The sequence below is a fragment of the Terriglobales bacterium genome, assembly GCA_035651995.1.
Lineage (GTDB): Bacteria > Acidobacteriota > Terriglobia > Terriglobales > Acidobacteriaceae > DASRER01.
The window spans coordinates 88,769-112,145 of record DASRER010000014.1 but is presented as its reverse complement, the minus strand read 5'-3'; the positions used below and the strand labels follow the sequence as shown (position 1 = coordinate 112,145).

Below are 23,377 nucleotides of genomic sequence, written 5' to 3'. Positions count from 1 at the left end.
GTTCCACTCGAAGCCGGTTAAGGGACAAAATGCGAAAGCCTCAGCGAAATCCCGCCCGGGCCGCGCACAGCCGTCGGCGAATCGTCATTGGATTTCGACCACGCTCTCGCTCGGCCGCGACTTGATCTCGCGCACGCGCTCGTCCACCCGACGCGCCAGGTCGAAGAATGACTTCGCGTGCTCGTCCTCGCCGGCCAGCGCCACCGGATGCCCCGAATCGCCGCCGGCCCGCACCGCTGGATCGAGCGCCACTCGTCCCAGGAAGGCCAGTCCGAAGGCGCCCGCCGTGCGCTCGGCTCCGCCCTTGGAAAAGATGTCGATCTCCTGGTGGCAATGCGGGCAAACGAAGTGGCTCATGTTCTCGACGATGCCGAGAATGTCCACCTTCACCTGGCGAAACATTTCGATCGCCTTGCGCGCGTCCTGCAACGACACGTCGGACGGCGTGGAGACCACGATCGCGCCCGTGAGCGGCACGGTCTGGATGAGCGACAGCGCCACGTCACCCGTGCCCGGAGGCAGGTCGACCACGAGATAATCGAGTTGGCCCCAATTCACCTGCTGCAGGAACTGCCGGATGATGGAGTGCAGCATGGGCCCGCGCCAGATCAGCGGCCGGTCGCCCGGATTCAGCAGGCCCACCGACAGCAGGCGCACGCCGTGCTGGTCCAGCGGGATGATGCGGTTTTCAGCGTTCACCACCGGGGTCGCCGTTGCGCCCATCATCAGCGGAACGTTGGGGCCGTATACGTCGGCGTCGAGCAACCCGGTCTTGAAGCCCAGCTTCGCCAGCGCCAGGGCGAGATTCACCGCGACGGTGGTCTTGCCCACGCCGCCCTTCCCCGATCCGACCGCAATGATGCTCCCCACGCCAGGCAGCGGCTGCGGCGTAGGTGGCTGCATTCCTGGATGTCCGTGTGCACTCATCTCAGTTCACAGTTTACAGTTCACAGTTTACAGAAAGCGCGAGAACAACAACGGCATTGCACACCATCTCCGCCCGTTTTGACGACGACGCGCGCCTCGCCCTCGGCACGCAACCCTTCGCCGCTCTTGACGCTGTAGCGACCGCCGCCGCGCCCGTCGGCACCTAACCCCGGACCCTCTTTTGAAAAGTGGTCATCCTGGGCTAAAGAGGGTCATCGTGAGCCGAAAGAGCTGACCTAAAGAGGGGTCATCCTGAGCCGCGTTCTGTGCGGCTCGGGATCTCTGCATTCCGCCTACGCTATCGGCGCCCGCCGCGCCGACGAGAATGCCGGAACGACCGGGTTCCCAACTGTGAACTGTTAACTGTAAACTGTGAACTTTTCCGGAGGACTCATGGCAGAGGTGAAGATCACCGTCCGCCCCAACGGCCCGTATCGCGTGGAGGCCCCCATCGGCAGCGTCAAACTGGTTGACGCCAACGGAAACGAATACGACCTGAGCGCCAAGGTCAAAGACGGCCAGCAGGCATTCTCGCTCTGCCGCTGCGGCGCATCGGTCAACAAGCCGTTCTGCGACGGAACTCACTCCAGGATTGGCTTCCAGGCGGCCGAGGCGGCGGTTCGGGCGGAAGAGACGGGGCAGCCGCCAAAAGCGTAGGTGAGCTCAGTGGATCGTCTTGGTCTTCCTGCTCATGTAGTCCATCAGCAGGTACTGCCCCAGCGTGTAGGGCGTGGTGAAGTACGCCTTCCCGCGGCACATCTCGGTCACCTTCTGGACGAACTGCACCAGTCCGTAATCCGACGCCAGCATGAAGGTGTTAATCAGAATTCCCGCTCGCTTGCACTTTGAAACTTCTTCCAGCGTCTGGCTCACCACCAGCGGATCCAGGCCGAAGGCGTTCTTGTAGATGCGGCCGTCTTCGAGCGTGAGCGCCGAGGGCTTGCCGTCGGTGATCATCACGATCTGCTTCATGTCCTTGTTCTGCTTCTGCAGCACGCGCTGCGCCAGGCGCAGCCCCTCGCGCGTGTTGGTGTAGTACGGTCCGACTTTGACGCGCGCCAGTTGCGAGAGCGGCACTTCTTCGGCCGAGTCGTGAAACAGGACGAGCGACAGCGAATCGCCCGGATACTGCGTGCGGATCAGCTGCGAGAGCGCCATCGCCACTTTTTTCGCCGGCGTGAAGCGGTCTTCGCCGTACAGGATCATGGAGTGCGAGCAATCGAGCATCATCACGGTCGCGCACGACGACTGGTACTCGCACTGGTGCACCTGCAGGTCAGAGTACTCGATGTTCAGCGGCAGCTTCAGCCCGTCGCGCTGGATGGCGCTCGAGAGCGTGGCGGTGATGTCGAGGTTCAGCGCGTCGCCGAATTCGTACTGCCGCGACGCGCCCGAAGCCTCAATGCCCGTCGCCAGGTCGCGCGTGTCGTGCCGCCCGAAATTCGACTTGCCCAGCGACCCGAGCAGGTCGCGCAGCGTCTTGTAGCCAAGGAAGTCGAGGCTCTTGTCGGTGATCTCGAACTTCGCCTGCGCCTGGTTCTCGCCCACCTGTCCGCCGACGCTCGACCGCTGCGACGGCTCGTGCGGCTGGTCAATGGAGACGTAATCCTCCCGCTCCATTCGCCGGATGATCTGCTCGATCAGCTCGTCGAGCCGCCCTTCCTGCTGCATCTGCTCGAGCTGCTGCTGCACCTGCTCGTCGTCGAACATATCGCCCGACATCAGCGCCTGCTCGATCGCCTGGCGCAGCTCTTCCAGCGTCTGCTGGTTCATGTCGTAGAAGTATTGGTCCTGAAATCCGGAGTTCAGCAGATAGTCGGAGAGCGCCTGCAGCAGGTCCTCCATCGACATCTCCGAGGCCAGGTCGGGGACGTATTTGCTGTAGCGTATGCGGCGCATATACCGATCTATAACCGCGGAGACGCGGAGGCGCGGAGAACTTCGGGCATTGAAAGCACCTTACGAATCACGCCGCCCCTTGTCAGAACATTGCTGTGAAAGTTGAAGATCAATCCGACTCAATGTTCAGCATTCGCATGTAGGTCAACAGCTGCGCCTCAATCACGGGCAGGACACGATCAACGCATTTGAGCTCGACGACGACACGATCTTCGACCAGTAGGTCGATCCTGTAACCACAATCAAGTTTCACTCCCTTGTATTCGACTGGGACTTCCACCTGGCGTTGAAATGAGAGGCGTCGCAGGTTTAGCTCCCTGCACAGGCACTCCTCGTAGGCCGACTCCAGCAAACCTGGGCCGAGAATTCGATGCACCTCGATGGCAGCCCCTATGATTTGCTCGGTGAGGTCTTCGTGAATCAGTTTTCTCCGCGTCTCCGTGTCTCCGCGGTTCAATTGAAGCCTCTCCGACCACGCGACGGCGGTTCTTCCCGTCCAAACTCATCCCGCTCCGTGCGCCGGGGCTGCGCCATCTTCTCGCCCTTGGTGAACACCCGCTCCTCGCTGCGCCCAATGCGCTTGTGCGCGTGCAGGCCCTCAAGGACAAACTCGGCCGCCGACACCTGCACCTCGGGCGCGTCTTTCCCCTTCACCCCAACCGCCGCCAACTTGTCGCCGAGGCCCTGGATGCCGCGCAGCGTCTCGCTCATCTCCGCCGCCGGAGCACCATCATCCACCTTGATCTCGCCGCCCAAGTCGAACCACTGGACGATCTGTTGCAGGTCGCTCGTCTCGTAGTACTCGTCGAAGGTCTTGGCGATGGCGGTGCGGATCAGCTCGCGCGCCACATTGTCGGCGCCCTTCATCTCGCCTTCGTACTCCAGTTCGAGCTTGCCGGTGATCGCCGGCATCGCGGCGTAAATGTCGGCCACGCGCGGCACTACGGTGGATTCGCCGTTGCGCAGCGCGCGCCGCTCGGCGTTCGAGACCACATTTTCCATGCAGCTGATGGGCAGGCGCTGGCTCACGCCCGAGCGCTTGTCGATCTTCTTGTCTTCCCGCGCGCAGAACGCGATCCGCTCCACGATCTGGCTCACGTATTTCGGCACCACCAGCTTGTTCCCATCGCGCGATGTCCACGACTCCTGCGCGGTGATGGCAATCCCTTCATCGACCGTGGCCGGATAGTGGGTCCGCACCTCCGAGCCGATGCGGTCCTTCAGCGGCGTAATAATTTTCCCGCGCGCCGTGTAGTCTTCCGGGTTGGCGCTGAATACGAGCGCCACGTCGAGCGGCAGCCGGACCGGGTAGCCCTTAATCTGCACGTCGCCTTCCTGCATGATGTTGAACAAGCCGACCTGGATTTTTCCCGCCAGGTCCGGCAGTTCGTTGATGGCGAAAATGCCTCGATTCGCCCGCGGCAGCAGTCCATAGTGGACGGTGAGTTCGCTTCCCAGCTCATGCCCGCCGCGCGCCGCCTTGATCGGATCGATGTCTCCGATCAGGTCGGCAATGGTCACGTCCGGCGTGGCGAGCTTCTCCACGTAGCGGTCGTCCGGCGCGAGCCACGCAATCGGCGTCTCGTCGCCGTCGCGCGCGACCAGGTCGCGGCAGCGGCGGCAAATCGGCGTGTAGGGACTGTCGTGAATCTCGCAACCGGCGATGAACGGGGTTTGCGGATCGAGCAGTCCGGTGAGCGCGCGCAGGATGCGGCTCTTCGCCTGTCCTCGCAGCCCGAGCAGGATGAAGTTGTGCCGCGAGAGCACCGCGTTGACGAGCTGCGGCACCACCGTATCGTCGTAGCCGACAATGCCGGGAAAAATCGCCTGCCTGCGGCGCAATTTACAGATCAGGTTTTCGCGGAGTTCGTCTTTCACGCGGCGGGTGCGCAGCCGCTGCTCGCTGTAGTCGCTGCGCCGCAGCTCGCCCAGGGTGCGAGGAACAGTCATGGGCCCGGGACCTCCAGAACGCCGATTATACGATGCGTCGCAACGCGCTTCGGTCGCGCGCGGAAGCAGTCAGCACTCAGCATTCAGCACGCAGCCCCCGGACGATTGCAGCCGGCAACGAATTCTTGCCCCGCCCGATCGTTCGGGGACCGAATGCTGATTGCTGAGTGCTGCTCTAGTGGACATGCCCATTCCCGCCGGCCCGTTTGCGGGCCACACGCATCTTCTCCAGCCGGGGAATGATCGCTTCGTAGTACTCCAGCAAAGCGGAAAGGCGCTCGTCTTCCGAGCGCATGGTGAGCAGCGCCTGCTTGAAGTCCAGGTCGGTCGGCAGACCCGCCGCCAGCTGAAACGTCACGTGCGGAGAGTCGCTCTCCGGCGGCTCGGCCTCCGCGCCCAGCAGCGCAAGCGCCTGCTTGTGCAATCCCAGGGCCTTCTCGATTCCGGTGCGCGACGCCGAACCGGGTTCGTCGTCGAAGAAGCGCACGTCGCCTCGCAGGAAGCTGCGCTGCTGGTCCACTTCGAGCAGTTCGAAGCGGCGCACGCCGCCGGCGATAATGTCCATCCGGCCATCGTCGTACCGCTTCACCACGTTCACAACTTCCGCCGAGCATCCCACCCGCGACAGGCTCGTTTCTTGCGCCCGCACGATGCCGAACGGCTCCCGCTGCTGGATGCACTCGCCGATCATCTCCTTGTAGCGCGGCTCGAAGATGTGCAGCGGCACACCGACGCCGGGAAACAGCACCATCTCCAGCGGAAAAAGCGGCAGCAGTTGCGCCATTTCGCGATTGTACGCTTCGTGTTGTGCAAGTGAGAGGCAGGGCGCATTGGTCATCCTTGCAGGGTGTCATGCCGGGTCCCGCGCTGAATCGGTATGTCCAGCTTGCGCCCCAACAGCGGTTGCGCCGCACAACCGCCGCCAACGCCGCCACAAACCACTTGAAACCTGAAACTCGAAACCTGAAACTGCCTGCATGAAGCTCAGGGGCAAGGTTGCCGTCGTTACGGGCGGTTCCATGGGCATCGGCGAAGCCATCGCAAAGCTGTTCGCCGATGAGAGTGCGGCCGTGGTGATCACCTCCCGCGACCCTGCGCGTGCCGAGGCCGCGCGCGCCCGCATCGGCCACACCGAACGTACGCTCGCCGTCGCATGCGACGTTCGCCGCCGCGCTGACCTCGAAGCGCTGATGGCCGCTACGCTTCAGCGCTTCGGCCGTGTCGACGCCTGGGTGAACAACGCCGGCTTCGGCATGATGGCTTCGGTCGAGCAGCTTCCGATGAGCGGCGCCCGCGACCTGTTCGATACCAACTTCTTCGGCGTGATCGACGCCATGCAGGTCGCGATTCCCGTCATGAAGCGCCAGGGCTCGGGCGCGATTATCAACATCTCCAGCGTCTCGGGACATATTGCCTCGCCGCACATGAGCATCTACTCGGCCAGCAAGTTCGCGCTCAATGCTCTCAGCTACGCGGCGCGCCTGGAATTGCGCGGAACGGGCGTGAACGTGATTTCGGTCTGCCCCGGCTACATCAGCACAGACTTCGGCGTGAACGCGGTGCGCGCGCCCGGCGCCATGCGCGTAGGACGCTCAGCCAAGTGGAGCGTTCCGGCCGGCGTCGTCGCCCGCGCCGTTCTCAAGGCCTGGCTGGGCGGCAAACGCCAGGCGGTGGTGCCGTGGTGGTACTGGTTGTTTGTGAAGCTCTACGAAAACGTGCCGCGGCTGGTGGAGAAGTCCATGGCGCGCTCGCTCGCTCCCGCCGACGAAGTCATTGCTGCGCAGCAGGCGGCAGCGAAGCGCTAACCCAATTCATCCAGCATCCCCTGCATCTCCGACTGCGCATGCGCGTTGTTCGACTTCTCGGCGCAGGCGATTCCCTGCTCCAGCATCGCGCGCGCCTCGTCAGTCCGGCCTGCGCGCAGCAATGTTTGCGCGGCCATCTGGTATCCAGGGACGTAGTTGGGATTCGTCTCGAGCAGGCGTGCGAACTCCGCCAGCGCGGTCTCCGTCTCGCCCGAATTTGCATACTCCAGCGCCAGCGCGTAGCGCGCAAAGGCGTCGTCCGGGTTCTGCGCGAGCACTTCGTTGAGCATCCCCACGCGTTCAGCATTCATAAGGAGTAGAGACGTAGCTTGCTACGTCTCTGTTCTATCGGTCAACCGCCTGCACGTTCAGCCTCTTTTCCTCCGTGTCTTCCGGGTCCTTTCTGTCTTAGGTTGCCCATCGCGCTACAATTGCCGCAAACGGAGCCGTGATGGCCTGTCCTTACTTTCTTCCCTCGGAAAAGCGCGACGATCTCCTCTGGCCGCATCCGGCCCGTCTCCCGCTGGGCTCCGGATTCGGCGGAAGCTGCTGCGCCGCCGGCCACGAAGGCGAGCAGCTCCGCGACGATGAGCTCAAGTCGAACTGCAACATCGGTTACGCGCGGAACTGTCCTCGCCTGCCCGCCGAGCGCGCCGCCGACGCTGTGCGCTACGCCGTCGCCCTGGAAAGCGACGGGCGGCTCGTGATCTCCTGGTGCGCCGAGCGTGACCACGCGCCTGCCGCGCACGGACGCGTGGACTACGACTGCGCCGCGCATCGCCTTGCCCATGCCGATCTGCCGCTGCCCGGAATGGCGCGCCAGGTCGAGCGTTTCGTCGCGACCTATCTGGAACGCCGGCCCCGCACTGCTACCCTGTCCAACGCCTGACCTCGAAGAAAACAATGACCGAAAGCAAACCCGACCTGACGCCCCGCCCAGTGAGTGAATCGCAGTCCGAGATGGCAGAGATCGTCCTGCCCAACGACGCCAACCCGTTGAACGCGCTCCTCGGCGGGCGTTTGATGCACTGGATGGACCTGGCTTCGGCGCTCGCCGCCCACCGCCACGCCCGCGCGTACGTCGTCACCGCTTCCATCGATCATTTGGATTTTCTCGTGCCGGTGCGCGTCGGCGACCTTGTGATTCTGCGCTCGTCGGTAAACCGCGCCTTCAATACTTCGATGGAGGTCGGCGTGAAGGTTTTCGTGGAGAACTACCTCGAGGGCACGCGCAAGCACGTCAGCTCCGCGTATCTCACCTTTGTCGCCGTGGACCGCGAAGGACGCCATCTGCCCGTCCCGCCCGTGGTCCCGCAAACTCCCGAGCAGAAACGCCGCTATGAAGACGCCGGGCGCCGCCGCGAGCAGCGCAATGCCGAACGCGCCCGCAAAAAGAACGCCGGACTCCGCTAGCGCCTGAACACCACGTTCACCGAGAGTCTCTCGCCCCCCACGTCCACCACGTTGCAGAACGTTCGCTCGCCATGGCGGTTGAAGTCCAGACCCACGCGGCTGTTGCCGATGCGCAGGTTGCGAATGCTGAAGTGTTCCATCCAGTCCGGCAGAATCGGGTTCACGATGTTCAGCTCCCGCTTGTGCGCGCTCGGGCGAATACCGAGCACCGATGCCAGCATCAGGAAAAATGCTCCCGATGCCCAGGCCTGCGGAGAGCACGACACCGGGTAGTGCACCGGCGCATCGTGCTGCCGCCGCTGGATGCCGCAGAACAGCTCCGGCAAGCGGTAGTCGCGGAAGTTCAGCGCCGCCTGGAACAGCGTGGTCATGCACTGCAGGGCGGGCTTGCGGATTTCATTCAGCGCCATGCCGTGCGCCACGATCGAGTTGTCGTGCGGCCACACCGATCCGCGGTGGTAGCTGAGCGGGTTGAACACCGGCTCCGCCGACGAGAGCGTCCTCCATCCCCAGCCGGTGAACATGTCGCTCTGCATCATGCGCGCGGCAACCGTCCGCGCCCGCTCGCGGCCGAGAATGCGCGTGAACAGCAGGTGCCCGGGATTCGACGATATGACCTGCAACTGCCGCTTGTCGGCATCCAGGGCCATCGCATAAAAGCCTTCCTTCGGCATCCAGAAGGCTTTCTCGAAGCGTTTGGCCAGCGCAGCGGCCTCGTTGCGCAACGCATCGGCGCGCTTCGAGTCTCCCATCGCGCGCAGCACCGACGCCATCCGGTACTTCGCGTCGTAAACGTAGCCCTGCACCTCGACCAGCGCGATGGGTGAACGCGCCAGCGTGCCGTCGCGATGCATGTTCGCGTCCCAGGAATCCTTCCATCCCTGATTGGTCAGACCCTGTTTCGAACGCCGCTGATACTCCACGAAACCGTCGCCGTCCAAATCGCCGTAACGGTCAATCCAGTCCAGCGCCTTGTACGCCGCCGGTAGCAGATCGCGGACCAGCTGCTCGTCACCGGTCCAGTTCCAGGTTTCGCCCAGCAGGATGAGGAACAACGGAGTTGCGTCCACCGTGCCGAAGTACGGATGGAATGGCATCTCGCCGTCCAGCGTCATCTCGCCTTCGCGATACTCGTGCAGGATCTTGCCGGGTTCCTCGTCCTGCCAGTCGTCATAGCGCGTGCCCTGGCGCCGCGCCAGGACGCGCAGGGTGTCGCAGGCCAGTTGCGGATTCAGCACCAGCGTTTGATACGCGGCAACAATCGAGTCGCGCCCGAAGATGGTGGCAAACCAGGGTATGCCGGCCGCGATGATGCGCTGGTCTCCGTCAGGAATGAGCAGCGCGTGGAAGTCGCCGGTGGCCGTGGCCAGCGCCGCGTCAAACACCTTCTGATTGCTGGAGAAATGCGTTGATTGCGCTTCCCACTCGCCCTGGGTCCGCCGGCGCAGGCTCTCGCCTTCGGCGAACTCCACCTGGCGCGCTCGCGACTTCCGGCCCTGCACGCTGGGCGTTACCCATATCTGCAACTGCACGCGCTTTCCCGGCTCCAGCCGCACGTCCCAGTGCGCCGCGTAGTCTTCCGTGTGTGAAGGCGCGGGCGCCATCTCGATTCGGGTCTGCCGCATCGTGCCGTCCAGCCCGGCGTAATGGAACTCCAGCAGCTTCCCGTGATGCACCGGCTTGAAGTACTTGCCATGAACCCGCCGCACGCAGCCACGCACCTGGAACACGTCTACGAAGTCGGCGCCGAATGCCATCTCCACCATGAACTCCACCGGCACGCGGTTGTAGTTGTCAAAGCTGATCGAATCGCAGAAGACGTCGTTCACCAGCAGTTGCTCGCGCCGGATGTGCACCGTGTTCTCGGGCAGGTCGAACGACTCGCGCAGCGCGAGATTCCCGGTGGTGAGCTCGATGTGCGAGGTGAAGGTTTTTTCGGTGCTCGACGAAAGCACCACCGCGCGAGCGCCGCCCACGCGCAGCTCCAGGTGGCTGAGGAAGCGCGTGTCGTCGTGGAAAAAGCCCACATCGGGCGCGCCGGCCGGCGAGATGTCGCCCGCAACGGTGGTGGAGAGAAACGTCTTGCCGTCGATCAGGGTGAGGTTGTTGACCTTCCGCGGCTCCTGCGCCTGGAAGGCGACGCGCGGCTCGACGTACGGCGACGGAATTTCAATCAGCCCCTCTGGTGATGGGGCAAACTGCGTGCTCATGCGATCGCCGATTGCTCCGACAGCGCGCTGCTCCGGGAGGTCTTCGCCGGCGGTTGCGGATGCTCGAGTATCTCGCGGTACAACTCCGCGTACTGGGCCACCATGCGCGCCAGCGAAAAGTTCTGTTCCACGTACTGGCGCGCCAGCCCGGGCTCGATTTCCAGGTTGCCGATGCGCGCCGCCATCTCTTCCACGTCCTTGCACACGTACCCGGAGATGCCCTCCGCAACGATTTCGCGCACCGATCCACCGGGCAGTGCCAGCACCGGCGTTCCGCAGGCCATCGCTTCCACCATGACCAGGCCGAAGGGCTCATCCCACTGCACCGGGAACAGCATGGCGCGCGAATTGCCCAGTAATTCGTTCTTGGCGGCCAGGTCCGCTTCGCCGATGTATTCGATAAATGTCCCGTCGATGTGCGGCTTGATCTCGCGCTCGAAGTAGTCGCGGAAGACGGGCTGCACTTCGCCCGCTATCTTCAGCGGGACGCCGGCGCGTTGCGCCGCCGCAATCGCCAAATGCGTGCCTTTGATGGGCGCGATTCGCCCGATAAAGCTGACGTACGGCTGCTTTTTCTCGCGGAAACTGTAAAACGAGACATCGATGCCGTGGTGGATGGTGCGCACCCTCGGCATGCTTTCACGCCGCCGCTGAAACTCACTGATGGTGACGTACTGCGTCTGCGGGAAGCATTCATAGAAGCTGCTCAGCCCGTCGTTGTGCGGATGGTGAATGGTGTAAACGAATGGCTGGGTCGCAAAACGCGAAGCCACCAGCCCGGACGCGTTGTTCAGATGGATGAGGTCACAGCTCTTGCGGGCGTCGGCCACTGCCCACGCGGTGTGGTTCATGTCTTTCAGGTTGTCGTAGATCTCACCGCGGATCGGCCACTCCCCCCGCTCGTACATCCAGCGCCGCTCCACGTTCACCGTAGACTCGCCGTTGCAGTACACCACCGGCTCGATCCCGCCCTCGCGCAGACCCTCCGCCAGGTGCGCAATGAACAGCTCGGTTCCGCCATACACCTTCGGCGGCACAGGGATGAACGGGGGCGCGATCAGAGCGACTCGCATGCGCTTCCTTTTCTGACAAAAGTATGCGTGCGTGCCCCAAGCGTGAGACGAAGGGCGGGGACATACCTTAGGATGCGCCAGGTTCCGAATCCGTTGGACGCGGGCTACGCCGGCGCCAGCGCCGACGCGGCCTCCGCCGCCCGCAGCGACGCGCGCTCCACCAGCAGTTCGAGTTGCCGCGCCCGCCGATCGCTGGTGTGTTCGGCGATCACGCGCTCGCGGGCGGCGGCGCCCATGCGGCGCAGCTCGGCTGCGTCCATGCCGTCGAGGTAACGGCGCACGTCGTCGGCGCTGCTGGCCAGCAGGATCTCTTTCCCGGGGACAAAAAATGCCTCCAGCCCTGGCCAGTTGTCGGAAACGATTGTCGCGCCGCAGGCGGCTGCTTCGAACAGACGCACCGACGGTGAGTATCCGGCCAGCACCATGTCGCGACGAGTCACGTTCAGGGTGAGCCGCGAAGAGCTGTAGAGCAGCGGATGCCACCTCGGATTCAGGTGGACGATGCGTTTTACGTTCGCCGGCCAGCGAACCGATTTTGGATATTGCGAACCCGCCACAATGAACTTGCCGTGCGGCATTCCGGTCGCCGTCCGCCCCAGCAGTTCGTCGACCTTCGGCTGGCGATCGGCGGCATACGTGCCCATGTAGCTCATGTCGCAGGTGAAGCGGCGCGCCGGCGGCCGCGGCCGGTACATTGCCGGGTCGAACGAGCAATAAAGTGGCGCCGCCAGCCGCGCCCCGAACACCGTCTCCAGCTCGCGCAACATGGGGCCGCCGGTAAAACTCAGGTACAGATCGAATCCCGGTATCTCCTCGCGCCGCAGGTACGGCGCGTGGCCAGTGCGGCGCAGCTCGGCCACCGTGACCGGCGTGTCGATGTCGTAGAACGCCTTCAGCGCGGCTGAATCCAGCACCAGCCCGACCGCGCGCGCCGCGTCGGGAAAGTACGAGCCGACTATCGCCAGGTCGGCATCGCGCAACGCGCGTCGCGCCGCCGGCAACGCGTCTGGCCACTCCTCATAGATCCGGAGATCGCAGAAATCGGGCTCGGGCAGGTCGCGGTTGTCGCGGTACCACTCCCAATCGCGTTCGAAGAACACGATCCGGTGCCCGCGCGCATGCAGCGCGCGCCCCAGCGCCCGATACGTGGTGGCGTGTCCATTGCCCCACGACGAACTGATCGCAAGCCCAAAAATGACTATCTTCATGCTGCTCTGACTTCGCTGACTTCCGCGATTGCCTCGGCCCCGATGCCGCACAGCACGCTGTGCACCAGCCGCGCGCGCCGCTCGTAGGTATGCTCGCGCAGCGCGCGCGACCGCATCGCCTCGCCAATCGCTCGCGCCATTCCCTCCGGCGTTCTCCGCAACAGCTGGACAATTTCCTGCGCGTTCCGTGCCGGCAGGACCTCCGCGCCCGGCTCGAAGAACGTGCCAAGCCCGGACCACGCGTCAGTGATCAGGCACGCGCCCGCGCCGGCGGCTTCGAACACGCGCGTGGGCGGAGAAAACCCAACCTCGGCCATGGATTCGCGATTGATGTTCAGCACCACGCGCGCCGAGCAGTTCACTCGATTGTGGTCGGCGGTCGCCACGTGCCCGATCCAGCGTACGTTGCGCGGCAGAGGCTTCGCTGCCCATCCTTCGCCGCCCAGCAGGAAGCGCATTTCCGGGGCCAGTTCGGCCGCGCGCAGAAAGTACTCCTCCACGCGCCGCTCGCGATCCGGCAGCCGATTTCCCACGAACGCAAGGTCACACGCCAGCTCAGGATCGGCCGGCACCGGAAAGTGCGCCTCCGGATCGAGCGCGTTGTAAATCGGGATGCAGTGCCGCGCCCCGCGAAGCATGTAGTGGTCCACCACCGGCGCTCCGCCGCCATAAGTAAGGATGAAGTCGTACTCAGGGATGAGCGCGCGAAACGGGTCGTCGCGATCGGCTTCCACGCGCGCCAGCGTTGCCGGCGCATCCACGTCCCAGAACGCGACGCGCGCAGGTCCGCGGCAATCTAGGACGCGGCGCTCCAGGAGTGCGTCATCGGCGCCCACGCCGCTGTGCTTGATCACCAGGTCGCAGTCGGCCGCGCGCTGCAGCAGCGCATCGATGTCACGCGGCGTTCGATAGACGATGCTCTCCACGTAGCTGAAGTCGCCGTCGTCGCGATGCTGCTGCCGCCGGTAGATGTCCGGTTCGGCAAAGACAATTTCGTGCCCCAGCGCGGCCAGGTTCTTGTAAATGCCGCGATAGTACGTTGCCGCCCCGTTCCAGTAAGACGAAACGATGCTGGAGCCGAACACGAAGATCTTCATCGTCCCAGCTCCTCCACCATGCTCACCAACTGCTCGGCCCGATGCGCGCACGTGTGCCGTGCGCGAATCGTCGCCAGGCCGGCCGCGGCCAGTTGCCGCCGTGCCGCGTCATCGCGCCTAAGTTCTGCCAGCATGGCGCCCATGGCCCGTCCGTCCACGGCGGTCAGGTAATCCTGCCCGGCGGAAAAAAGATTTTCTGTGTCCGGCCAGGGCGCGCACACCAGCGGAACGCCGCAGGCCAGCGCTTCGAAAACGCGGATCGTCGGAATGCCGCTCAGGCCATTGTTGTACTGCCGCCGCGGCACGTGCACCGTCACCCTGCTTTCGCCGTAGACGCGCGGGCTTTCCAGGTTCGGCAGGTAACCGCGATACTCGATCCCGCCTTTCCGCATTCGCTCCACGGCTTCCCTCGGATAGCGCACACCGTGCACCACGGTTCGGGCGCCCACCTGCTCGGCAGGTCGCAGCAGGAATTCCTCCAGCTCGAGCGTGCGCTCTTCATCCCCCCAGTTCCCGATCCAGACCACGTCGTTCGTCTTCGGCCTGTCGAGCGGGACGAAACTGGTGATGTCCGCCGCCTCGTGCAGCGTCCAGGCGCGCGGCACGCCGAAGCCGTCGCGATAGATGCGCGTGATGGCCTCGCCGAACGTGAGCACGCCGTCGAAGCGATGCAGATGGAATTTCAGAATTTCGCGCGGACTGGTGTAGGCCCGGTGGTGTGTGTCATGCAGCAGAACGCGGAATCCCAGTTGGTCCTTCAGCGCCAGCACCTGGTTCACGATGCGCGGGTCGTTCCACTCGTGGATGATCACCAGGTCGGCGTGCCGCAGTTCGCGGTGCGCGAACGCGCTGAAGTGTTCGTCGTTGTTGTAGAACCAGATGTCCAGCTCCGGAAACCCGCGGCGAAATTGATCAATCGCGCCGATGGCGCGCTCGCCCTCGCTGCGCATCAGGTTGGCCAGCGACCAGGCGCCAAGCTGCTCGTAGCAGCGCACGCGATGGCCCAGTCGCACGAGCGCCCGCGCCAGCCCGCGCAGAAAGTGCGCGTTGCCGTGGTTCCAGTCCGAAACCCATGAATGCGCGAAGTAGCGGATGGTGAGCGGCTTCACGCGGCCACCTCCGCTCCGACCACCGAGTGGTACAGGCACAAGTAATCGTCCACCATGCGCTCGGCCGAGTAGCGCTGTTTGGCGCGCTGGTACGCCAGGTTGGCATATGTAAGGCGCAGGTCGCGATCGCCATGCAGCCGCGCAATCTGCTGCGCCAGGCTGGCGGCATCATTTTGACGGAAGTAACACGCCGCCTCCCCCCAGACCTCGCGCAGCGAGGGCACGTCGTTCGCCACCAGCGCGCAGCGCGAAAGCGCCGCCTCCAGCGGGGCCAGCCCAAACGGCTCGTATCGCGACGTGGCGGCGTAGATCGCGGCGCGGCTGTAGCAGTGCCGCAGCTGCGACTGCGTCAGCTCGCCCTTGAAGAAGACGCTCTTCTTCGCCGCCGCCCGGAACCCGGCTTCCCCGCCCAGCGCGTTGTCCGGATGCTTCTCCTGCCCGATCACCCACACCGGCAGCGGATGTTCGTGCCCGGCCAGCAGCGAAACCTGCTTGCCGCCGTCCCAAAGGCGGCCCACGCTGATCGCCATCTCCTCCTTGCTCAGGTGCGGATTGAACAGGTTCGGCGACCGCCCGTTGTAGATCACCGAACCGCAGCGCGGCCTCGCGTAGAACGCGCCGAGTGCATCGAGCATCCAGCGCGTCGGCGCGACCACTGCGTCGGCCGCAGCCAGACCTTCGCCGACCACGCCGCGATACCAGCGCATCCACGCCGTGTCGCGCGGCTCCTCGCCGTGCACGCTCACCCACCAACTCACCACGTCGCTGTGCGCCGCCATCAGCCGCGGCACATCACAAGCAAGATTTCCGTAGGCGTACTGGCTCAGGTGCAGCAGGTCGGGCTTCACATCGTGCACCACGCCGAGCAGGTACTCACGGGAAGCATCCAGGTCCTGCTGCGCCTCTTGCATCCATTCGAGGCGAAATGCGGTGGGACGAAAATCCACATCGCGCTGGCCTTCGAGCCACTGCGCCTGCTCGGGCGACGGGATGTTGCCCAGGCTCACCAGCGTGACCCGCACGCCGCGGCGCACCAGGCCCGTCACCAGCTCGCGCGCGTAGGTCCATACGCCGCCCAGCGTGTCTGCCGTGACTAGTACGTGCATTCCAGGTCCTCGATCGCCGCGGGCCGTTGCTCCTGAATGTCGCTGTATCCCTTGCCGGCGAACGCCGACGTGTAGTAGTGGTGCGCGCGCTCCCAGGCGCGGTCGTCGGGCGTGCCGAACATCTGCTGATACAGCGGCGTGCCGGGAAACGGAAACATCGGCACCGGCTCGCTCACCCAAACGCCGCGCGCCTTCAGCCGCTCCTGGAACGCGCGTATCTGCTCGCGATCGTCATGCTCGGTCAGGATCAGGTTCGCCTGCACCCACGGAATCTGCGTCCGCGCGTGGATGAGCAGCTCCGCCATCCTCTCGCTACTCATGCCGCATCCTTTGTTCAGCTCATCGCGGCCGCTCTCGGTAATCGACTCGATGCCGCACTCCACCGAAATGCAATGTGCCCGCCGCAGCAGGTCGAGCGCTTCTTCGTTCCACAGGTCGATGCGCGTCTGCAAACCGATGTTGATGTTGCGCTCCGCCATCCCTTCCAGCAGAAGGCGCGCGTTCTTGCCGGCGCCAAAAGTTTCGTCGATGAAGTACACATAATCGATCCCGCGCGCGATCAGCTGGTCCACTTCGGCGAGTACGGCGTTCACCTCGCGCTCGCGGAATTTGTTGCGGAACAGCGTCTTGTTGCAGAAGTTGCACGACCACGGACACCCGCGCGCAAACTCCAGCTCCGCCCCGCGCCCTTCGCCCTGAAACACGTGATGCCGATGCCGCCGCAGCTCCAGCGGATAGCCGCCAAACTCCAGGGACGGAAGCTGCCTCATATCGACCACCGCGAGATCGGGCGAGACGTGGTCGCGCTCGTCGTCCCGCCAGCACGCGCCCGGCACTTCGCCCCAGGGCTTCGAAGCAAGCTCGGCCAGCGCATGGTCCGGCTCGCCCCGCATGACTACGTTGCACTCCAGCTTGCGAAGAGTTGCCAGCGGAGTAGCGGAAGGATGCGGCCCGATCGCCACTCGCAGCGCGCCCATCGGCGCCACCGCCGCAAACCACTCCCGCGGCACGCGCAGCTCGGGCGGCGGACACCGCCAGAACAAGTACGACGGCGCGGTCGGGATCACCACGAAATCGGGCGCGAACGCGCGCACCTGCTCGCCCACCTCTCCCGCCGTCCGATTTTCCAGTTGCGCATCGATGAGCACCGCATCGTGACCTGTGCGCTGCAGGTGCTGTGCCGCAAACATCAGCTCCAGCGGAAGATGAGGATCAGCGCAACCGAAATAGGTCGAGCCGGTAAAGTTCCAGTTCGGATTGACCAAGGCGTACTTCATGCCGGCCTCGGCAACATATGCGGCCAGGGCACGACTTCCGCGCGGCGCGGCGCCGCCACCGGAAACAGCTCGCGGTTGTGCTTCCACCAGTCGTAGATCCGTGCCAGCGTCAGCGCGGGATTCACATGCGCCTTCCATCCGGTATCGCGCTGCAGTTTCGACGTGTCCGTCACGTAAACCAGTTGGTCGCCGGGACGCCGATCGTCGAAGGCGTATTCCAGCGGCTTGCCGGTCAGCCGTTCCACCTGCTCCATCAGCTCGAGCAGCGAAATGGTGTTCTCCGCTCCGCCGCCCACGTTGTATATCTGCCCCCGAGTCCTGTGCAGGTTGTCGCGCACCGCTTCGAACGCGCGCAGCAGGTCGTCCACGTAGAGAACGTCTCGCAGCTGCCGGCCGTCGCCGTACACGATCACCGGCGCTCCCGCCAGCGCCGAGTAGAGAAAGTGCGCGACCCAGCCTTGGTCTTCGTTGCCGAATTGCCGCGGTCCGGCTACGCACGACATGCGGAAGACCACCGTCGGAATCTCGTACATGCGCCCGTAGTCGTGCACGTACTGGTCGGCCGCGCCTTTCGAGCAGCCATAGGGCGAGTGCAGGTCGAGCGGTTGCCGTTCGTCCACGCCCTCACCCGCGACGAATTCCCAGCGCTTCCCGCGCGCAACCCGCGCCCGCGTTTCCAGGTTGCCGTAGACTTTGTTGGTGGACGTGAACAGAACAAACGGACGACGTCCTGCCCGTCGCGCCGCTTCCAGCACGTTGAACGTGCCCATCAGATTCACTTCGAAGTCGTAGCGCGGGTTCGTCACCGAATTGGTGACCGCCACCTGCGCGGCCAGGTGATAGATCTCGGTGGCCTGCCGTACGGCGCGCTCCACCCGCGCCGCGTCACGCACGTCGGCCACGGTGACCTTCAGCCGGCCCGATTTTCCGGCTGCTTCACGCAGACCCTCTAAATTGTTGCGAACCCCAGGACGGGAAAGGTTGTCGTAGATATGAATTGCGGCGCCGGTCGTCTTCAGCAACCGATGGGCCCAGTTCGAGCCGATGAATCCTGCGCCACCGAAAATGAGGACAGAGCGAGCGCGGTCTTTGCTTTCCATAACTCCCTCGTACGCCACCGCGCTGGTTCAGGCCGTCAGACCATACGCGTTGAGCTGTTGTGCCGCTTCCGCGGCGTGGTCTTCTGCTGACTGCGAGCCCAGCCACTGCACCAGCTCGCCCACGCCGCTGCGGAACGTATGCCTGGGCTCGTAGCCCAGGAGTTGCCGCGCCCGCGCAATGTCGGCGAAACAATGCCGAATGTCGCCGGCGCGATACTTGCCCGTGATCTCGGGCATCGTCTCGATGTTCAGGGCCTCCGCCAGCACCTCCGCCACTTCGCGGATGGTCACCGGCTCGCCGCACCCGATGTTGATGGCCTGCTGATCGGCCGTCGCGCTGTCCAGTGCCAGCAGATTGGCGGCCACGACATCGTGCACGCTCACGAAGTCGCGCGTCTGCTTGCCGTCTTCGAATACCAGCGGCGCGCGCCGGTTCAGCAGCCGCGCTGCGAAGATCGCCGCCACACCCGTGTACGGGTTGGAAAGCGCCTGCCGCGTGCCGTAGATGTTGAAGTACCGCAGCGCCACCGCCGGCACGCCATACGTGCGCCCGAAGAGCAGGACCATTTCCTCCTGGTCTTTTTTTGAGAGCGCGTAGTACGACGTGCACTGCAGCGGCTTGCTCTCGTCCGTGGCGACCGGCGCAAGCACACTTCCGCACGCCGGACACAGCGCCTCCCAGTCATGCGCGCGTAATTGCAGCGCCGGGCGCGGCGGCGGCGCGACCGGACCGCAGGCATCACACCGGTACTGCCCCTCGCCGTAAATCGACATCGAAGAGGCCACCACCAGCTTCTCCAGCGGGCGCCGCTCGTCGAGGATCGCCTGCAACAGGTTCGCCGTTCCCTGCGTGTTCGCGCCCACGTAGTGTGTGATCTCGTACATCGATTGCCCGACGCCAACGGCAGCCGCAAGATGAAACACGGCATCCTGCCCGCGTACGACGCGACGCAGCGCGCGGATGTCGCGCATGTCGCCGCGCACGAACTCGGCTTCGCGCGCCAGGTACCGCGGGAACGCCGCGCCGTGCACCTGCGGCGACAGGCTGTCGAATACCGTGACTTCGTCACCGCGCGCCAGCAGGGCGTCCACCATGTGCGAACCCACGAACCCGGCGCCACCTGTGACCAGCACGCGGCGGCTCATCGTCCGCCTCCGCCGCAGGCGGCCGCCCCGGCGCCCGCATAACGCCCAACCGCCCACCTGGCAAAGTCGGCAAAGTCCTGCGCGTTCTTGGGCGGGCTGGTGTAGTGGGGAGCAATGCCCAAGTGCTCGGGCGTGAAACACAGCGTGAGCGTGACGTCAAAGTCCTCCAATGCCGCCATCTGCCGGTCGAACCACGCCTCCGCATTCGGCCGGAACCAATCCGCCCAGCTGATTCCGGTGCGCAGACGCCGCGCACCCAGCTTGCGCATCCACCCCACCGCTGCATCCAGCCGTGGATCTTCGAAGTGGAACCACTGGCAGATTCCCATTCCTTCAGGAAAACGTTCGGCCGCCGGCTTGGGCGTTCCGTCTTCGCGCACCAGGCCCATGTAATAGTGCCGGTAGTAAGCGCTCCCCTCCGACTCCTTGTGGCGCGTTGTCGCCGTCCACGTGGCGGGAAGGTCAAACAGGCTGTACCAGTGAACGCGTTCCACCTGCGGCAGCAGCAGCTCGGCGGTGCGCTCCAGCCCGAACACCTGCACTTCTTCCGCCCCGAACGACGACGCGCCCGCTTCCGACACCCACACCGGCAGCGGCGTCACCGCGCGAATCTCCTCCAGCTTGGCCGGCCATTCGCCGATCTTCCAGTGGTTCCAGTCCAGCGGAAAGCCGTGCACCGCCACCACGTCCACGTGGTCCAGCACGCCGTGGCCGCCCAGCAGCCGGATGAAATTCGCATCGATCGGCGAAATGCCTCCCAGCACCAGCTTCAGCCCGGGATGCGTCCGGCGGATCGCTCGCGCTCCCGCGATCGCCATCTCGGCAAACATTCGCCAGTCGGGATCGATCTTGAAATCCCAGTGCGAAAGGTTGTTGGGCTCGTTCCAGAGCATCACCGCCTCAACCACGGGACCTCCTTGGCAGCCATGCCGGCGGGCAGCATCACAGCGTTCCTTCCAGCTCTAGATCGAGCACGTAGCGCCCATTGCGCCGCGCCGTGCGCGGCTCGCAGATCCATGTCTCCGCCTCCGGATGCGCCACGATCTCCAGCCCGGAGCTGCGCAGCATGGCCTCCGCTGCGCCGCGGTTGGGGATCCACCAGTTCGTCGGATCTCCCGCGTAGGAGTGCTCCACGAAATACATGCAGGGAAAATCCGGGTCGGCGAACACGCCTTTGTTCCAGAAGTGATAGTCCTTCTCCCATGCGCGTGCGTTCTCCGAGCCGCGCACCATGGTTTGGAAGATGAGCTGGCGGCCGACCTTCTTCACCACCTTGTCGAGCGCGAACATCGGATATCGCAGGTGGTACAGGACGCCCATAAAGAGGACGTAGTCGAACTGCCCCGCGATCTGGTCCACCTCGTACACCGAGCGCGTTTCGAACTCGATCTCCAGTCCCAGGGTTTCGGCGGCAAAGCGCGCTTGCGCCAGGTAACGCTGGTCCACGTCGATGCCGAGCACGCGCTCGGCGCCGCGCCGCTTCATCTCCACCGAATAGAAGCCGCCGTTGCAGCCCACGTCGAGAACGGTCGCGCCCGTCAGGTCGGCGGGAATCGACGCTGCAAGACTCTTCCACTTCACCCGTGGATAGTCCCCGAGGAAGTGATTGGGCGCAGTGGCCACGCCGTGCAGGTCCAGGTTGTGGAACCAGTCCCCGAGCTCGGCCACGCGGCGCTCCAGCGCCGCGCGTTCGGTTTCCAGCGCAGTCGCCGCGAGCGAGGCCGGCGCCTCCTTCTCAGTTACTGGGGTCGATGTTGGTGACGGTGCGTTGGGTTGAAGCAAAATGCGCAATCGTCTCAATTCCTGTAAATGGCCGCGACCGATGCGGCCTTTGCCGAACGCAAGGTTAGATGCTGGCGTATTTTGGGCGTTGCCCTTGCAAGGACTTGCGTGCGGATGGGCTGAACGCGGGCGACAACGCCGGAAGTGCGGCGGCGCACTGCGGCGCGCCTTGACGCATCAACGGCGGGGCGTGATCAGGCTTCCAGACGCGCGCGCATTTTCTCGGCGAGCATGCACACCGAACGCAGGCGCGCTTGCGCCGTCGCAGGCAAGGCGGGATCGTTGAGCGCAAGCTGTGACGACAGCAGGATGCCGGTAATGTCCCCTTTCAGCTCGGTACGCAGCGTGCGCGCGGCAGCATCGAGCGCGGCCGCTTGCTCGCGGTCGCGCCGCTGCAGCGCCGAGCGGACTTCCCGCAGTACCCGGTCGGCGCTGGAGATGGCCATGTTCACCAGCACCGGTACCGCCGTTTTCGTGTAACGGAACAGCGTCTCCACGCCCGGCCCCTCGCGGTCGAGCATCTGCTGGTCCATCACTACGGCGGCATACTCGTTCGCGCGCGCCAATGCAACAGCCGCCTGCATCGCGTGCGCCGTGTCCACCGGCTGCCCGAGCGCGCCCGAGAGCGCCGTCGCGCACTTCTCTGCTCCACCGTGCAGTCCTATGACGAGAATCATGTCCCGGTGACATGCAAACCGCAGGCCAGTTGTGCTCCGACTGAAAACACTGCCCTTGCCGTGCGGCGGCCAGCCTGCCGCGTCCCGTTGTGGAACGGTATAGATTCAATCCGGGGCGTCTAGTCGCGGAAACTATATTCCTTCAGCTTGCGATACAGCGTTGTCTTGCCGATGCCCAGCAGGCGCGCCGCCAGCAGCTTGTCGCCATTCAGCCGCTCCAGCGCCGAGACAATCGCGCGCCGCTCCAGCTCGAGCAGTGGCACGATGCCGCTCGCGTCTGTTGCCACCGGCGCCACGCCGAGCCGCGAGTTCTGGATTGATGTCGGCAGGTCGCCCACATGCAGGCCCGGCCCGGAACTCATGGCGCAGGCGCGCTCAATGCAGTTTTCCAGTTCGCGCACGTTGCCCGGCCAGTCGTAGGCCATCAGCAGTTCCATCGCCTCGCTGGAGATCGTCCGCGGACCGCCGCCCGCATTCGTGATCCGCTCCAGGAAATACTCGGCCAGCATGGGAATGTCGCCGCGGCGTTCGCGCAGGGGCGGAATGCGCAGCGTCAGCACATTCAGGCGGTAGAACAGGTCCTTGCGGAAGGCGCCCTTCTCCACCGCTGTTTCCAGATCGCGATTGGTCGCGGCCAGGACTCGGACATCAATCTTCACCGAGTGCGTGCTGCCCACCGGCCGGATTTCCTTCTCCTGCAGCGCGCGCAGCAGCTTCGCCTGCAAGTCCACCGGAAGCTCGCCGACCTCGTCGAGAAATACCGTGCCGCCGTTGGCGATCGAGAGCAGCCCCTCCTTCGAGCGCACCGCGCCCGTGAACGCTCCGCGGACGTAACCGAACAACTCGCTTTCGATCAGCGTCGGCACCAGCGATCCGCAGTCCACCGGGATGAACGGCTTGTCCTGGTTCGGCCCTGAATAATGGATGGAGCGCGCCACCAGCTCCTTCCCGGTCCCGCTTTCGCCCAGCACCAGCACCGGATGCGTGCTGAACGCCGCCTTGGAGATGATGCGGTAGAGCTTCTCCATCTCCGGCGAGCGCCCCACGATGGAGCCGAAGCCCTGCCGCGTCCGCATGCTGTCGCGCAGCAGCCGGCTCTCCTGCGTCATGCGGACGTGCGCCGCCAGCCGCTGCAGCAGTGCGTTCAGGTCCTGCAGGTCGAAAGGCTTGGGCAGGAAGTCATAGGCCCCCAGCTTGACCGCCTGCACCGCCAGCGACACCGAGGCGCTCTCGCTGATGACCACCACTTCGCAGTCCGGGCGCCGCGTCTTGATCTCACGAAGCAGGTCGAGCAGCGTCCCGTCGCTCGCCGTCGATTCCACGATGAGCGCATCCACCCGCTGCGCCTCCAGCAGCCGCAGCACATCGTCCGAACGCGCCGACGATTGCACGCTGAAACCCACCGAAGGCGCCAATTCGCGCGCCGCCTCCCGCAACGTGTCGCCGGGACCGAGCAACACGAGACGAAGCCCAACTGCCGCGGTCCCGTCCGGAGCCGATCTGGAATTCGCCGCCATGCTGGACGTCGCCCCCGTGCCCTTTCGGGCCGCACACACTGAAGATTTACTGCTGTCCCTCTTCGCAGGTCGCGTTCCGAT

General features: G+C 64.7%; 23 protein-coding genes. 4 read left to right on the top strand and 19 right to left on the bottom strand.

Annotated features, from left to right (window positions below):
* Positions 1 to 84: 84 nt before the first annotated feature.
* Positions 85 to 903, bottom strand: coding sequence for an Mrp/NBP35 family ATP-binding protein (locus VFA60_05580; protein ID HZQ91245.1), 819 nt, complete (start codon positions 901 to 903; stop codon positions 85 to 87).
* 417 nt (positions 904 to 1,320) lie between these two features.
* Here VFA60_05580 and VFA60_05575 point away from each other — a divergent pair, with 417 nt between their 5' ends.
* Positions 1,321 to 1,584: a CDGSH iron-sulfur domain-containing protein gene (locus VFA60_05575; GenBank protein ID HZQ91244.1), complete on the top strand. Its 264-nt coding sequence runs from the start codon at positions 1,321 to 1,323 to the stop codon at positions 1,582 to 1,584.
* Between the two features lie 6 nt (positions 1,585 to 1,590).
* Here the strand turns inward: VFA60_05575 and VFA60_05570 are convergent, their stop codons facing one another.
* The 4 genes from VFA60_05570 to VFA60_05555 all read right to left on the bottom strand — a co-directional run bounded on the left by VFA60_05570 (position 1,591) and on the right by VFA60_05555 (position 5,560).
* Positions 1,591 to 2,826: a VWA domain-containing protein gene (locus VFA60_05570; protein ID HZQ91243.1), complete on the bottom strand. Its 1,236-nt coding sequence runs from the start codon at positions 2,824 to 2,826 to the stop codon at positions 1,591 to 1,593.
* 109 nt (positions 2,827 to 2,935) lie between these two features.
* Positions 2,936 to 3,283, bottom strand: coding sequence for a GxxExxY protein (locus VFA60_05565; GenBank protein HZQ91242.1), 348 nt, complete (start codon positions 3,281 to 3,283; stop codon positions 2,936 to 2,938).
* Positions 3,280 to 4,776, bottom strand: a complete 1,497-nt coding sequence (locus VFA60_05560; protein ID HZQ91241.1) for a magnesium chelatase — start codon at positions 4,774 to 4,776, stop codon at positions 3,280 to 3,282. Before VFA60_05560 ends, VFA60_05565 begins: the two co-directional genes overlap by 4 nt.
* 175 nt (positions 4,777 to 4,951) lie before the next feature.
* Entirely contained in the window at positions 4,952 to 5,560 is a 609-nt protein-coding gene (locus VFA60_05555; GenBank protein ID HZQ91240.1) for an LON peptidase substrate-binding domain-containing protein, read from the bottom strand.
* Between the two features lie 193 nt (positions 5,561 to 5,753).
* On the opposite strand from VFA60_05555, the gene VFA60_05550 reads away from it, so the two are divergent.
* Positions 5,754 to 6,581 carry an SDR family NAD(P)-dependent oxidoreductase gene (locus VFA60_05550; GenBank protein ID HZQ91239.1) on the top strand — a complete coding sequence of 276 codons (828 nt, stop codon included), beginning with the start codon at positions 5,754 to 5,756 and terminating at the stop codon, positions 6,579 to 6,581.
* Here VFA60_05550 and VFA60_05545 read toward each other — a convergent pair.
* Entirely contained in the window at positions 6,578 to 6,892 is a 315-nt protein-coding gene (locus tag VFA60_05545; GenBank protein HZQ91238.1) for a tetratricopeptide repeat protein, read from the bottom strand. The genes VFA60_05550 and VFA60_05545 overlap by 4 nt on opposite strands.
* A 140-nt stretch (positions 6,893 to 7,032) precedes the next feature.
* Here VFA60_05545 and VFA60_05540 point away from each other — a divergent pair, with 140 nt between their 5' ends.
* Both VFA60_05540 and VFA60_05535 read left to right on the top strand, forming a co-directional pair.
* Positions 7,033 to 7,470: a hypothetical protein gene (locus tag VFA60_05540; protein ID HZQ91237.1), complete on the top strand. Its 438-nt coding sequence runs from the start codon at positions 7,033 to 7,035 to the stop codon at positions 7,468 to 7,470.
* Positions 7,471 to 7,484: 14 nt separating this feature from the next.
* Positions 7,485 to 7,994 carry an acyl-CoA thioesterase gene (locus tag VFA60_05535; protein ID HZQ91236.1) on the top strand — a complete coding sequence of 170 codons (510 nt, stop codon included), beginning with the start codon at positions 7,485 to 7,487 and terminating at the stop codon, positions 7,992 to 7,994.
* Here the strand turns inward: VFA60_05535 and VFA60_05530 are convergent.
* The 13 genes from VFA60_05530 to VFA60_05470 form a co-directional block, all read right to left on the bottom strand.
* On the bottom strand, positions 7,991 to 10,204 hold the full coding sequence (locus tag VFA60_05530) for a glycogen debranching N-terminal domain-containing protein (GenBank protein ID HZQ91235.1): 2,214 nt from the start codon (positions 10,202 to 10,204) through the stop codon (positions 7,991 to 7,993). The genes VFA60_05535 and VFA60_05530 overlap by 4 nt on opposite strands.
* Positions 10,201 to 11,277, bottom strand: a complete 1,077-nt coding sequence (locus VFA60_05525) for a glycosyltransferase family 4 protein (GenBank protein HZQ91234.1) — start codon at positions 11,275 to 11,277, stop codon at positions 10,201 to 10,203. The genes VFA60_05530 and VFA60_05525 overlap by 4 nt, the downstream gene beginning before the upstream one ends.
* Positions 11,278 to 11,381: 104 nt before the next feature.
* Positions 11,382 to 12,485 carry a glycosyltransferase gene (locus VFA60_05520; GenBank protein ID HZQ91233.1) on the bottom strand — a complete coding sequence of 368 codons (1,104 nt, stop codon included), beginning with the start codon at positions 12,483 to 12,485 and terminating at the stop codon, positions 11,382 to 11,384.
* On the bottom strand, positions 12,482 to 13,582 hold the full coding sequence (locus tag VFA60_05515) for a glycosyltransferase (protein HZQ91232.1): 1,101 nt from the start codon (positions 13,580 to 13,582) through the stop codon (positions 12,482 to 12,484). The genes VFA60_05520 and VFA60_05515 overlap by 4 nt, the downstream gene beginning before the upstream one ends.
* On the bottom strand, positions 13,579 to 14,691 hold the full coding sequence (locus VFA60_05510) for a glycosyltransferase (protein ID HZQ91231.1): 1,113 nt from the start codon (positions 14,689 to 14,691) through the stop codon (positions 13,579 to 13,581). Before VFA60_05510 ends, VFA60_05515 begins: the two co-directional genes overlap by 4 nt.
* Entirely contained in the window at positions 14,688 to 15,797 is a 1,110-nt protein-coding gene (locus tag VFA60_05505) for a glycosyltransferase family 4 protein (protein ID HZQ91230.1), read from the bottom strand. Before VFA60_05505 ends, VFA60_05510 begins: the two co-directional genes overlap by 4 nt.
* Positions 15,785 to 17,074 carry a TIGR04295 family B12-binding domain-containing radical SAM protein gene (locus tag VFA60_05500; GenBank protein HZQ91229.1) on the bottom strand — a complete coding sequence of 430 codons (1,290 nt, stop codon included), beginning with the start codon at positions 17,072 to 17,074 and terminating at the stop codon, positions 15,785 to 15,787. The genes VFA60_05505 and VFA60_05500 overlap by 13 nt, the downstream gene beginning before the upstream one ends.
* On the bottom strand, positions 17,071 to 18,174 hold the full coding sequence (locus VFA60_05495; protein HZQ91228.1) for a GDP-mannose 4,6-dehydratase: 1,104 nt from the start codon (positions 18,172 to 18,174) through the stop codon (positions 17,071 to 17,073). Before VFA60_05495 ends, VFA60_05500 begins: the two co-directional genes overlap by 4 nt.
* Before the next feature lie 27 nt (positions 18,175 to 18,201).
* A complete protein-coding gene (locus VFA60_05490; protein ID HZQ91227.1) occupies positions 18,202 to 19,320 on the bottom strand; it encodes an NAD-dependent epimerase/dehydratase family protein in 1,119 nt (372 codons plus the stop codon).
* On the bottom strand, positions 19,317 to 20,228 hold the full coding sequence (locus VFA60_05485; protein HZQ91226.1) for a beta-xylosidase: 912 nt from the start codon (positions 20,226 to 20,228) through the stop codon (positions 19,317 to 19,319). Before VFA60_05485 ends, VFA60_05490 begins: the two co-directional genes overlap by 4 nt.
* Before the next feature lie 34 nt (positions 20,229 to 20,262).
* The gene (locus VFA60_05480; GenBank protein HZQ91225.1) at positions 20,263 to 21,102 is read right to left on the bottom strand and encodes a TIGR04290 family methyltransferase; all 840 of its coding nucleotides are present in this window, start codon (positions 21,100 to 21,102) and stop codon (positions 20,263 to 20,265) included.
* Positions 21,103 to 21,296: 194 nt separating this feature from the next.
* A complete protein-coding gene (locus VFA60_05475; protein HZQ91224.1) occupies positions 21,297 to 21,779 on the bottom strand; it encodes a hypothetical protein in 483 nt (160 codons plus the stop codon).
* Positions 21,780 to 21,898: 119 nt separating this feature from the next.
* Entirely contained in the window at positions 21,899 to 23,239 is a 1,341-nt protein-coding gene (locus VFA60_05470) for a sigma-54 dependent transcriptional regulator (protein HZQ91223.1), read from the bottom strand.
* Between the last annotated feature and the right edge of the window lie 138 nt (positions 23,240 to 23,377).